Origin of the sequence: Streptomyces sp. NBC_00012 (assembly GCF_045040875.1) — a bacterium.
Taxonomy (GTDB): domain Bacteria; phylum Actinomycetota; class Actinomycetes; order Streptomycetales; family Streptomycetaceae; genus Streptomyces.
This window is the reverse complement of record NZ_CP108309.1, coordinates 7435753-7447849: the sequence shown is the minus strand read 5'-3', so window position 1 is coordinate 7447849 and position 12097 is coordinate 7435753. Positions and strand designations below refer to the sequence as shown.

At 70.7% G+C, this 12097-nt stretch carries 11 protein-coding genes; 3 read left to right on the top strand and 8 right to left on the bottom strand.

Annotated elements, in window-relative coordinates; translation table 11 throughout:
- Positions 1-5: 5 nt before the first annotated feature.
- Genes OHA19_RS33885 through OHA19_RS33870 form a run of 4 tightly spaced genes read right to left on the bottom strand, consistent with a single transcriptional unit; the run spans position 6 to position 4139 of the window.
- A complete protein-coding gene (locus tag OHA19_RS33885) occupies positions 6-1274 on the bottom strand; it encodes a glutamate synthase-related protein (RefSeq protein ID WP_405710307.1) in 1269 nt (422 codons plus the stop codon).
- Entirely contained in the window at positions 1271-2287 is a 1017-nt protein-coding gene (locus OHA19_RS33880; protein WP_405710309.1) for an asparagine synthetase A, read from the bottom strand. Before OHA19_RS33880 ends, OHA19_RS33885 begins: the two co-directional genes overlap by 4 nt.
- Positions 2284-3690: a methylaspartate mutase gene (locus OHA19_RS33875; protein WP_405752635.1), complete on the bottom strand. Its 1407-nt coding sequence runs from the start codon at positions 3688-3690 to the stop codon at positions 2284-2286. Before OHA19_RS33875 ends, OHA19_RS33880 begins: the two co-directional genes overlap by 4 nt.
- Entirely contained in the window at positions 3687-4139 is a 453-nt protein-coding gene (locus tag OHA19_RS33870; RefSeq protein ID WP_405710315.1) for a cobalamin B12-binding domain-containing protein, read from the bottom strand. Before OHA19_RS33870 ends, OHA19_RS33875 begins: the two co-directional genes overlap by 4 nt.
- Positions 4140-4400: 261 nt before the next feature.
- On the opposite strand from OHA19_RS33870, the gene OHA19_RS33865 reads away from it, so the two are divergent.
- Both OHA19_RS33865 and OHA19_RS33860 read left to right on the top strand, forming a co-directional pair.
- Positions 4401-4682, top strand: coding sequence for a hypothetical protein (locus OHA19_RS33865; protein ID WP_405710318.1), 282 nt, complete (start codon positions 4401-4403; stop codon positions 4680-4682).
- A gap of 141 nt (positions 4683-4823) precedes the next feature.
- On the top strand, positions 4824-5036 hold the full coding sequence (locus tag OHA19_RS33860; RefSeq protein WP_093549323.1) for an MbtH family NRPS accessory protein: 213 nt from the start codon (positions 4824-4826) through the stop codon (positions 5034-5036).
- A gap of 235 nt (positions 5037-5271) precedes the next feature.
- On the opposite strand, the gene OHA19_RS33855 is transcribed toward OHA19_RS33860, so the two are convergent.
- Positions 5272-6198, bottom strand: coding sequence for an ornithine carbamoyltransferase (locus tag OHA19_RS33855; RefSeq protein ID WP_405710322.1), 927 nt, complete (start codon positions 6196-6198; stop codon positions 5272-5274).
- Between the two features lie 79 nt (positions 6199-6277).
- Positions 6278-7639, bottom strand: a complete 1362-nt coding sequence (locus OHA19_RS33850) for a helix-turn-helix domain-containing protein (RefSeq protein ID WP_405710325.1) — start codon at positions 7637-7639, stop codon at positions 6278-6280.
- A 601-nt stretch (positions 7640-8240) separates the two neighbouring features.
- On the opposite strand from OHA19_RS33850, the gene OHA19_RS33845 reads away from it, so the two are divergent.
- Positions 8241-10931, top strand: coding sequence for a BTAD domain-containing putative transcriptional regulator (locus OHA19_RS33845; RefSeq protein WP_405710328.1), 2691 nt, complete (start codon positions 8241-8243; stop codon positions 10929-10931).
- A gap of 124 nt (positions 10932-11055) precedes the next feature.
- Here OHA19_RS33845 and OHA19_RS33840 read toward each other — a convergent pair whose 3' ends face one another.
- Both OHA19_RS33840 and OHA19_RS33835 read right to left on the bottom strand, forming a co-directional pair.
- Positions 11056-11415: a hypothetical protein gene (locus tag OHA19_RS33840; RefSeq protein ID WP_405752633.1), complete on the bottom strand. Its 360-nt coding sequence runs from the start codon at positions 11413-11415 to the stop codon at positions 11056-11058.
- Positions 11416-11565: 150 nt separating this feature from the next.
- Positions 11566-11952 carry a hypothetical protein gene (locus OHA19_RS33835; protein ID WP_405710333.1) on the bottom strand — a complete coding sequence of 129 codons (387 nt, stop codon included), beginning with the start codon at positions 11950-11952 and terminating at the stop codon, positions 11566-11568.
- Positions 11953-12097 lie beyond the last annotated feature (145 nt).

Genomic DNA, 12097 nt, shown 5'->3' with positions numbered 1-12097 from the left:
GGGAATCAGCCGGTACGGGGGGCCGCAGCGGCGTCGTTCGGCAGCAGGACGTCGTCCGCTTCCAGGGCGTTCGCGTGGTACTTGCCGACGGAGCTGATCAGCAGCCGGAGTTCCAGGGCGATGGACTCGACCAGCCGGACCAGGCCGGCTTCGGCGTCCTCGTCCACGGCGAGCAGTGCGGCCCGGCCGAGGCCGACGGCGCGGGCGCCGAGCGCCAGTGCCTTCGCGGCCCTGCCGCCCTCCCAGATGCGCCCGCTGGCGAGCAGGCAGTGGTCGGTGCGGCCGATGCGGGTGAGGCACTCGCCGAGCGGGAGCCCCACCTGGCCGAGGAAGGCGGTCGGCGCCCATGCGGTGCCGCCCTCGGCGCCGTCCACGGTGACGGAGTCCGCGCCGGCCGCCCAGGCGGTCGCCGCGGCGTGGGCCACGTCGCGGCCGGGGTGCAGCTTCACCCACACCTTCGCGCGGGGGAAGTTGTTCCGCATGAGCCGGATCTGCTGGCGCAGGATCTCCTCGGTGAAGGTGCCGGGGCTGCTGATCCGCAGCACCGAGTCGCTGTCGGCGCCGAACACCGGGTCCATGGCGTACTGTTCGGCGACCCTGCCGCCGGCCTCGCGGCCGAGGACCGTGAGACCGCCGAGGCCGGGCTTGGCGCCCTGGCCGACCTTCAGCTCGAAGGCGAGCCGGCCGGTGGCGAGCAGCGGCTCGGACACCGGGTCGCTGTAGACCAGGTTCCACACCTCGGCGTCGGCGTCCTCGGTGGACTGCTGCACCACCACGCCGCCGTGCTCGCCGTCGGCGGCGGCCGTGTAGGCGGCGATCCGGCCGAGCAGTGGGGAGACCCCGGAGTCGGCGGCGGCGCGGTAGCCGTTGACCGGGACCACGTTCTCGCCGATGACCATCGGGATGCCGAGTTGTCCGGCCTGCCGTCCGGCCGCCTCGCCCAGGTCGTGGCTGGCGACCTGCGTCGAGCCGAACGCGGACACGTAGAGCGGCAGCCTGGAGGCGAACCCGCCGATCAGCGTGTCCAGTTCGACGTCCGTGTACAGCGGCTCACGGGCCAGGTCGATGAGCTTCTTCAGCCGCTCCGGCATGAACACCGGGGGCACGATCCTGGCGCGCTCCAGCAGGTCGTACGGGTCCTGGCCGGCCGGGATCGCGCCCAGCAGGCCGCTGCCGTAGGACTCCAGCACGGGGAAGGCCCCGGCCGCTCCGGCCCTGGCCCGGTGCCGCACCTGTTCCTCGGGGAAGCCCGCAGCGCTCAGTACGGCGCTCATGCGGACACCACGCCGGGGAGCTTCGGGTAGGCGCTGGCCTCCCAGGCCGCGGTGCGGCCGGTGACGTACCGGGTGAAGCGCTCCAGGCCGATGCCGAAGCCGGAGCTGGCGGGGATGCCGCGGCGGGCCAGGTCGAGGTACCAGCCGTACTTCGCGGGGTTCTCGCCGGTCTCGCGCATCCGGGTGACCAGGGCCGCGTAGTCGTGCTCGCGTTCGCTGCCGCTGGCCAGTTCGCCGTAGCCCTCGGGGGCGATGAGGTCGAAGTTACGAAGGACGCCGGGGCGGTCGGCGTCCTCCTGGTCGTAGAAGCCCCGCGAACCCTTGGGGTAGTCGACGACGAAGAACGGACGGCTGGTCTTCGCGGAGAGGATCTCCTCGCCCTCCCAGTCGATCTCGGCGCCGGGGTCCTGCGGGTGTCCGAGCGCCACCAGGTCCGCGGTGGCCTCCTTGTGCGTGGTGCGGTCGAACGCTCCACGGACCACCTCGCGGAAGGCGTCCCGGTCCCGGCCGAGGAGCTCCAGGTCCGCGGGCATCTCGCGGACGACCTCGTCGACGACATGGGCGACGAGCCGCTCGGCGAGCTCCATCGCGTCCTCGCGGCGGGCGTCGCGGATCTCCACGTCGATCTGGTGGAACTCGGCGAGGTGGCGGTGCGTGACGGCCGTCTCCAGCGGTTCCAGGCGGACGTTGGGCGCGATGTAGAAGATCTTGTCGAAAGCCAGCAGCGACGCCTGCTTGTAGAGGATGGCGCTGGTCATCAGCTTGTACTTGTGGCCGTAGAAGTCGACGTCCACCTGCTTGGAGCCCCTGATGCCCGGGTCGGTGACCGGTCCGATGACCGGGGGCAGCAGCTCCTGGAACCCCTGCGCGGTCAGGAACGCGCGGGTCGCCGCGAGCATGCGGCTCTGCACCCGCAGCGTGGCGCGGGTCGGCTCGGCGATCAGGTGCTGGTCGGGAGAGGACGGGAACGAGGGTGCGACGCGGCCGTCGGACTCGGCGATGGTGCTGGTCATGGTGCTACCTCCTGGGTGTGCTGCCGATGGGCTGCCGGGCGACGGGCCGCCGGGGGAAGCGGGGAGCGGGATGCGTGCTGGGGAAGGGCGCGGTCGTGGCGGCGCTGTACGAACGAGAGGGCGTCGAACAGCCCGGCGGCGGTGAGCCGCCGGCCGCGGTCGCGGACGGGCCCGAGGGGCATCGCCCCGATCTCGGACCAGGTCAGGCGGCCGGACCCGTCGATGTGACTCCGGGTGCGGCCCGCGTTGTCGGGGTGCAGGCAGTAGGGGACGTCGAGGTATCCGCGGGCGAAGGCCTTCAGCAGGGCCTGGCCCAGGTCCTCGTCGAGATCCAGTACCGCGTCGACCAGGGCACGGGCCTCGGCGTACACGGCGTTGTCCGCCGCGTCGGTGTACGGGGCGGGGGTGTTTTGGGGGTGTGCGCCGGTCGCCGTGCGGTGCCGGGCGGCGGCCCGTGCGGCGACCCGCAGGGCCTCGACGTTCTCCGCCACGGTCGGGATGCGGTGCGCCTCGGCCGCCGTCTTCACGATCAGCCGGGCCGCCCCGGTCTCCACGGCCAGTTCGGCCGAGCGCTCCAGGAGGTCCAGGGAGCCGTGCCGGGTCTGCGGGTAGAGGCCCATGTAGGTGTAGAGGACTATGTGCCAGTCGGTGTCCGGCAGGAACTCGCCCGCCAGCCGGTGCAGCGCGTGCATCGCGTCACGGTCCTGGTCCGCGTTGGTCTGCTGGGCGTAGCTGAGCGAGATGCTGCGCAGCCCCGCCCGGTGGAAGAAGAGGGCCTCCAGCGCGCTGATCGCGACGAGCAGTCCGGGCGGGCACAGCTGACCGAGCATGCAGCCGCCGAAGGTCTCCAGGTGCGGTTCCGCCCCGGTGCCGCGCAGTCCGGCCAGGAAGTCGCAGCTCTCCTGCCAGTTGCGTACGGAGTCCAGGAGCGGGGTGCGTCCGTAGGGCAGGCAGTAGGAGACCGGGCCGCCCTCCGTGGCGTCCAGGCCCAGTTGGGCCAGGGCGGCGACGATGCGCTGGGGGCGGGCCGAGCCGTGCCGGATCTGCACCGGGAAGTCGGCGTCGCAAACACCTTCGAGGACCCAGCGCGAGGTGTGCGGGCTGTAGGAGGTGATGGGGAATCCGTTGAGGGGGACGCCGCCGTTCAGTGCGCGGGCCGCGGACGCCTCGTCGTTGACCCGGGTGTAGCTGTCGATCGTCATGGTGCCGACGACCGCGTCGGCGGCCCCCTTGGTGGCCAGCAGGCCGGCCCGCATCAGCGCGGGGTCGGAGAAACCCATGCGGGGCTGCACCACGAGGGTGCCGCTGGCCTGCGCCCCGGCGACGAACCGGCCGAAGGAGAGCGGTCGCCGGTGCACGGTGGTGCGGTGTTCGGCGGGCGCCTCCTGGACCGGCGCGGTCATCGTTCCACCTCCATGGGCAGTGAGCCGACGTAGGACTCGAAGGCGGCGATGTCGACGCCGTCCTGGAAGACCGCGTCGAATCCGGCTCTCATCAGGGCGTCGGCCTCTTCCTCCCCGTCCCCGGACACGCCGAGCTTGCCGCCGATGACCGCGGGCAGGCCGGTCAGCTCCCAGCGCGAGCGGATGGCCCCGATCAGCGGTTCGGCGTCGTTGAAGCCGTGCCCGTTGACGCTGCTGACGACCAGGAGGTCGGGCTGGAACTTGCAGCAGGACTCGACGATCTCGTCCTCGGGTACGCAGGAACCCAGATTGACGACCTTGTGCCCGAGATCTTCGAGCAGCAGTTGGATGTAGATGAGATTCCAGGTGTGCGCATCGGATTGCAGTCCGGTGACAACAACGTCCAGCGGCCCGGATCGATGACGAGCCGCCCATTCCGCAGGCTTCATTGTTCGCTTCGTCCACATCATTGGATGACAAGGGGAGAAAGAGGTCCGGGCTGCCCCGGAACTTCCTTTCGGCCATAACCGTAGATTCGCTCCGGAGGCGTTTCCGGCGTGAGCGGCGGCAACTGGGCGGCAGCAGAGGAGCAGTTGACCGATTGCCCGGTGCCGGGCGGACGGCAGGACGTGAGACTGGCCGCACTGCACCCGCAGAATTCAGCGCCCGGCCCGTTGCACACCGCCGGCGAACGACCGAGGAGTCATGACATGGCAGAGACCGGCCACAGCGACCGTGCGGCGGACGTGCTCGCGGACGTGCTGGCGGAGGTACGGGAACGGGTCGACCGGCGGGAAGCGCTCGGCGAGGCCCAGGTCGCTGTGCTGGAAGCCGCGGTGAACATTGTCCGCGCAGGTCAGCCAGGGATCGAGGTGATGCCGGTGGAGCGTTCGGAGCTGGTGCGCGAGGCGCTCGGCGCGGTGCGCGCGGCCACCGTGGCGACCGGGGTCGCCCTCACGTACGCGCATCGCACGGCCCGGGTGCCCGCCTGATCGCGCGGTCCGTGGTGCCGCCGATCTGCCTGGGCTTCTGCCCGGCGCGCCGTTCCGCGGCTCCTAGTCTTTGATGCAGCCGAAAAACTCAGGCACACCTGACGACTTCACGAATAACTTCGTCCAACCGAGGTGGAAATCATGGCAACCAACCCGTTCGAGGACTCCCAGGGCCGCTATGTAGTGCTGGCCAACGAAGAGGGTCAGTATTCGCTGTGGCCGGCCCGGATCCAGCAGCCGGCGGGCTGGGAACTGGTGAAGGACGAGGGCAGCAAGCAGGAATGCGGCGAATTCATCGAGGCGAACTGGACCGACATGCGGCCGCGTTCCGTGGTTGCGGCCATGGGTGGCTGAACCCATCGGTTCTCCCGTTCCGGAAGGGCGGGTGCGAGGCGCGAGGCGCGCCCGCACCCGCCCTTTTCGCACGCTGACCGGCGCAGAGCAGAAGGAACTCCCGGCGGTCATGGGGCGTGGGCCCATGACCGCCGGGAGCCGGGTGGGGTCGGGTCGGGTCGGGTCGGGTGGAGACGGGTGGAGTGGGGTCGGGTCGCGTGGGGGCGGGTCGCGTGGGGTCGGGTCGGGCAGGCGGTCAGCTCTGGATGCCGCGCACGCACCATTCCAGTACCGCCGCGGCGGCGGTCATCTTGTGGTGGGCCTGGCGCCAGGCCCGGCTGGACGCGCCGTCGAGCACCTCGTCGGTGACCTCCTCGCCCCGGACCGCGGGCAGGTCGTGCAGGACGACGGTGCGCGGGCCGGCGAAACGGTCCAGGAACGCGCGGTTGATCTGGAAGCCGTCGAAGTCCTTGAGCCAGTCGGGGTTCTCCTTCGTCACCCCCATGGTCTGCCACCGGCTGGTGTACACCGCGTCCACCGGGCCTCTGACCTCGTCGGCCGTCACGACCTGGCTCACCAGGGCCTTGCCGCCGCTGAGTTCGGCCGCCAGGTCCAGGGTCTCCTTGGGCACCTCGTACCCCTGCGGGCACAGCAGGGTGAGGCGCAGGCCGGGGGTGAGGGCGGCGGCGAGGGCGAGGGCGGCGCCCGAGCTGTTGCCCTCGCCGACGGCGAGCAGGTGCAGACCGTCGAGCGAGCCGAACTCCTCCGCCAGCGTGGCGAGATCGGCGATGGCCTGGGTCGGGTGCTCGTCCAGGCTCAGGGCGTTGACGACGGCCAGGTTCGCGCTGCTTCCGAGCCTGCGGATCTCCTCCACGTCGCCGTTGGTGCGTACGACCAGGGCGTCCAGGTACTGGCCCAGGACCCGGGCGGTGTCCTCGACCGTCTCTCCGGTGCTGAGCTGCAGCTCGTTCGGGCCGAAGGTGATCACGTCGGCGCCCAGGCGGGTCGCCGCGCTCCAGAAGGAAGTACGGGTCCGGGTCGAGGACTTGCGGAAGTACAGACCGACCTGTCGTCCGGCCAGCGGCTTCGGCACGATGCCGTCCCGGCCGAACGAGACGGCGCGCCGGACGAGGTGGTCCAGCTCGGCGGGCGTCAGGTCGGCGAGGGAGATCAGGTTGCGCATGGGTGCGGTGCCTTTCATGAGGGCGGGAACGGGGTGGAGCGAGGAACGGGGAACGGGGTGATGTGTGCGGTGGTGGTACTCACTCGCTCAGGGCGGCGGCGAGAGCTGCGGGCGCCGTCTCCCGCTCCGCGTCGAGCGCCGCGCGGACCAGGTTGAGCACGGTGAAGCCGACCGGGTCGCCCGCCGTCGTGGGGAGCCGGCGGATCAGGCCGCGGACCAGCAGGGCGTGTACGTCGCGGGCGGCTTCGGCCAGCGAGGTGCCGCAGGCACGCGCGGCATCGTCCACCGCCCACGGGTCCTCCAGCGTCGCCAGCGTGCGCAGCAGCTCGGCGGCCTGCGGGTCGAGCCCGGTCACGGCTGCGGTGAGCCGCTCGCCCAGGGTGGGGCCGGCGGCGGGATCGGCCGGGGTGACCCCGTCGAGCAGCACCAGCGGTGTGGTGCGGGCGATGTCCAGAAGTTGTTGCGGGGAGTACAGCAGCAGCCACGAGGCCGCGGCTTCCAGCGCCTGCGGCATTCCGTCCAGGGCCCGGCAGATGTGGGCAACGGTGGTGACGACGGAGTCGGTGGGAAGGAAGTCGGGCCGCATATAACTGACATGGGAGAGCGTCAGCTCGATGGCATGGCGGTCCGCCACGAGGGAGCCGCCCACCGCCTCGGCGGCGAGATCGGCAACGGTCGGCACCGGGAGCGGGGCCAGCGGCAGCAGCCGTCCACCGGGCAGCTGGACCGGCCGGTTGGTGGTGGTGAGTATTTTCAGGCGCTCGCAGGCCCGCAGCAGACTCAGCAGCCGAGGGGTGACAGATGGTGACGCATCGTAGCCATCCAGGACGATCAAGGTGGCCTTGGACCCTATGAGCGCGGCCAGTTCCTCGAATTCCTCGCCGTCGCGGACAAGTGCGCGCACCCATCCGGTCACGGTCGATTGCGGAGTACCGGGGGCCGCTCCGGTGGTTTCCGCCGCATCGTCCAGGGATACCCACAGCACCGGAACCCGGTCTCGGGTGTGGATCACGGATGCGGCCTCCTGGGCGAGCCGTGTCTTTCCGACTCCCGGCAGCCCGACAAGGGTCAGCAGGCGCTCGTGATCCGTGCGCAACCGGGCCGTCAGCGCCTCCAGTTCCGGACGCCGCCCGATCAGCGGGCGCAGCGGAGGGGGCGGCGTGGCCAGGCCGACTCCGTAGATGTCCTGGAAGACGCGCCCCACCGCCTTCGCGTCGACGGCGAGTTCGAGCTCGACACGTCGCGCGTCGCTCAGCCGCATGGCATTGGCGAGGAGCTTCAGCGTTTCCCTGCGCGGGTGCTGAACCCGGCCGAGTTCCAAATCACGAATGGCCCGCACGCTCACGGTGGAAAGGCCGGCGAGCTGTTCCTGCGTCAGTCCCGCCCGCCTGCGCGCATTCTGCAGCAGAACGTCGAGCCCGGGCGCGGGCTGGGAATTCATCATTGTCTCCTCGGTCTCCACATGCTCGGAAAACGCAATGGCCGGTTACCCGGCCGCCCAGGACTGTCCGGAACACACAGCGCGGCGAAGGATCTTTCCCGGTCCGCTCACGCTCCGTTCGCTCCGTACTCTCCGTGGCAGCGAAGGCCTGCCGTCGATGAACAGCATTCATCGAGCCATTCCCGAAATCTTCCCGGTGCGGTACCGCGAGTTCCTCGTGGCAGGGACTACGATCGCCTCGCGCTGGGGAAGCGCTGCGGGTGCGCAGAGCTGAGGGGGAGGATGCGTGTCATCTACGGAAGAGTTTCGGCTGCGCTTCAACATTCTTGGCCCGATTGAGGGTTGGTCCAACGGGACGCGCCTCCGGCTGGGCGGAGTCATACAGGAGCGAGTTCTGGCCACACTGCTCCTGGAGCCCGGAAAAGTGCTTCCGGTATCCCGTCTGGTCGAGGCGGCCTGGGACGAGGAACCGCCCACGACGGCTCCGCACCAAGTGCGCAAGGCAGTCGCGGATCTCCGAAGACGGATACCCGGGGGCGCCGGCGTTCTCCTCACCGACGGCCCCGGGTATCGCGTCGCCCACGAACAATGTGAAATCGACGTGGCCGAATTTGGCCTACTGATACGCAAAGCGAAGCTCGCGGCTTCCGACGGCCGCACAGCCGAAGCCGCGGAGATATTGCGCGGAGCCCTGGCGCTCTGGCGAGGACCCGTTCTGTCGGGGAGCGGCGGCCCGGTCATCGAGGCGGCGTCGACATCCATCGAGGAGCGCCGGCTGACCGCGGCGGAACAGCTCTTCGAACTCCACCTCGCACTCGGCGATTCGGCCGAACTCGTCGTCGAGCTGCGGGAGCTGGTCCAGCAGCATCCCCTGCGCGAGTCCCTGCGCGGCCAGTTGATGATCGCCCTGTACCGGTCCGGGCGGCAGGCCGAGGCCCTGGACGAGTACGGCAAGGTACGCGGACTCCTCGCCGAGGAACTCGGCATCGACCCCGGCCCCAACCTCACCAAGCTGTACGAGGGAATCCTGCGGGAGAGCCCCGAACTGGCCGGCCCCGAGCCGGCCGCCGCCCCGGTGGTGACCGTGGCGCTGCCGGCGGAACCCCCCAGCACCCTCCCGTACGACCTCGCGGACTTCACCGGACGGGACCGGGAGTTGGCCGAAATCCTGCGTGGTGCCGAGGCCGGCGGCGAGCAGGGTCCCCAGATCGTGGCCATCGACGGCATGGGCGGCTGCGGCAAGACCTCGCTCGCGGTACGGGCCGCGCACCGGCTCGCCCCCGAGTACCCGGACGGGCAGCTCCACATAGACCTGCGCGGACACACGCCGGGCGACCAGCCGGTGACCGCGGGCATCGCGCTCGACAGCCTGCTGCGTGCCGTCGGTGTCCCGGGCAACCTCATCCCCGACGACGTGCCCGCCCGCACTGCGCTGTGGCGCGCCACCCTGGTCGGCAAGCGGCTGCTGATCCTCTTCGACAACGCGGCCGACGCCGCCGCCATCCGCCCGCTGCTGCCCGTCTCCCCCGGCAGCCTCGTCATGGTCACCAGCCGGGCCCGGCTGGTCGATCTGGACGGCGCCCGGTGGATCTCGATCGGGGTGATGCCGCCCGAGGACAGTGCGATGCTGGTGGCCGAGACGCTCGGCGCCCAGCGCGTCGCCGCCGAGCCCGAGGCCGCCGCGGAGATCGCCCGGCTCTGCGGCCATCTCCCCCTCGCCCTGCGGATCGCCACCGCCCGGCTGCGCAACCGCCCGCGCTGGACCCTTCAGTACCTGGCGGAGCGGCTGCGCGACGAGACCCGGAGGCTCGACGAGCTCAGCTCGGGCGCCCGCAGCGTCTCCGCCACCCTGCGCCTGTCCTACCAGGCCCTGGACGAGGAGTGCCGGAACGCGTTCTCGACGCTGGCCCTGCACCCGGGCAGCGACATGGACATCCACGCCGCCGGTGCGCTGCTGGGTTCGGGCGCCCGGGACGCGGAGGACCTGCTGGAGATGCTGCTCGACGTGCACCTCGTGCAGCAGCCGGAGATCGGTCTCTACACCTTCCACGATCTGGTCCGCAGCTTCGCGCACAGCCTGCTCGTAGAGTCCCCCGAGGACTCCGTGGCGGTGGAGCGGCTGCTGGGCTATTACCTCACCGCCACCGAGGTGGCGTGCGATCTCCTCTATTCCGGGCGGCGTCGGCGCAGTACCGGCATCGAGCCCTCCAAGGCCGAACTGCCCGACCTCAACACCCCCGAGGCGGCGCGGAAGTGGTTCCTGCGCGAGCAGAGCTCGCTCCTCGCGGCGGTCACGCTCGCCGAGCGCCGGGGGTACGACCGCTATGTGGTGTGCCTGGCACGCAATCTCGTCTTCCAGCTCAACGACCTGGGGCTGCTGGAGGAGTTCGGTGAGCTGAGCCGGGTCGCGGTCACCGCTGCCGGCCGGCTCCAGGACCTGGCGCTGCTGGGGGTGAGCCTGTCCAACCTGGGCGTCGCCTGCTGGAAGCTCGGCCGTCTCTCCGAGGGGCTCGAAGCCGCCCGGGAGAGCCGGGACGTCGCGATCCGTCTCGGTGATCTGCACACCCAGGCGCACAGCGAGAGCATCCTCGGCCAGTTCAACAGTCTGCTCGGTGACTTCTCCGCGGCCCTGGGTCATATGGAGACGGCGATCGCGCACGAACGCGACCTGGACATGCCGCGCGCGGAGGCCGAGAGCCTGACCATGCTCAGCACTCTGTACGAGCAGTGGGGACGGTACGAGGAAGCGCGGGACGCGGCCCGGCGCTCGGCCGAACTGAGCCGCCAGCTGGGGCAGCACGAGGGGCTTCCCGGCGCCATCACCGACCTCGCCTTCGCCCATGTCGGCCTGGGGGCGTACGAGGAGGCCGACCGCTGCCTGGCGGAGGCCCGCGCACTGTACGGGGACGCCGGCAACGAGGTGAACCTCGCCCTGACCCTGGCGTTGTCCGCCGATGTGGAGAACCGGCTGGGCATGCCGCCGCGTGTCCCGGACCAGGCGGAGCTCGCCCTCGACATGATGCGGACGAATCCCTCGCCGCTGCGCCGGGCCAAGGTGGAGAACATCGTGGGCCGGCTGCGCAGGCGGCAGGGCGATGCCGCGGCGGCCCTCGCGCTGCACACCCATGCCCATGAGCTCGCCTCGTCCCTCAGTTACCGCATCGAGCAGGCCTACGCCCTCGCGGGCATGTCCGACGCCCTCGGCGACACGCCGGAGTCGGATCGGTACCGGACGGAGGCCGAGCGGCTCTTCGACGGGATGGGCGTTCCGGCGGATCACCGGCGCAGCTGACGACCGGCCGCCATCGCAGGAGGCGTCGCCGTCGCCGTACGGGACAGCCCTTGCTCCTGGACGGACAGCGACGAGCCCCGCACCGTGGTCCGGTGCGGGGCTCGTGTGTCGAGGCGGGGTGGGCTCACATGACGGGGGAGGTCGGGCCCTTGTCGTCGTCGGTGCCCGTGGTACCGATCACCGTCGGACCCTTGTCGTCGTCCGTGCCGGTGGTACCGATCACCGTCGGACCCTTGTCGTCCGTGATCGTCCGAGCGATGACGGTCGGGCCCTTGTCGTCGGCGAGCACATGGGTCCCGATGACCGTCGGACCCTTGTCGTCGTCGGTGCCCGTGGTGCCGATGATCGTCGGGCCCTTGTCGTCGGCGAGAACCTGCTGAATGCCCCGGGCTTCGTGCGCCTGCCCCGCCTCGACCACCGTGCCGATACCGAAGGCCAGCGTCGCCGCGATGATCCCGAAGAGTCCAGCAAGCTTGCGTCCCATTGTCCCGCCCCTAAGTGGTGTTTGTGAGGTTCTGCGGTGTTCCGCTTCCCGACACCACTGATGTTGCTGATCGGCGTTCCCGGTCCGTTCCTGCCCCGATCCCGCCTCCGGGAACTGCCGCGGGAACGGGACCGGAAGCCGCCTGTTCCGCTATTCCACGTCGAGCTGGCAGGCGGCGACGCGGGGGCCGAGTGGAGTGAGGACCACGCGCGTACGGGCCGTTCCCGACTCGTGGCCGGCCAGGTCGAGCAGCGATCTCACCAGGGAGCGGAGCACCGCACGCTCCGACTCGTCCAGGACCGCCGGACCGGCACCGTTCCCGGGTGGCCACGTGACGATCCGGGCCACCATGTGCATGCCGTTCTCGGTTCTGGTCTCGACGCTGAGCTGGGGCCCCTCCCAGGACTCCGGCGCGGTGTACGGATGGGACCTGACACCGGACGCCACACGCTCGGCCCACCGTTCCACGGTGGACAGGTCCTGGAGGGCCTGGCGCAGTTCCGTCCCGTCGGGCGAACGATCCCTGGGGTCCTTCACGTGAGTACTCCTTCTGCAGACAACTACGCGACGACCCTTGCCTTCCCGGCTCCCGCATCCCTCCCGATCCGTTCCCTCTTCCTTCCCGTTCCCGCGTTCGCGAAGGGAACGCAGCGGTAATCGGCCGCCGCATGATGACCCCGTT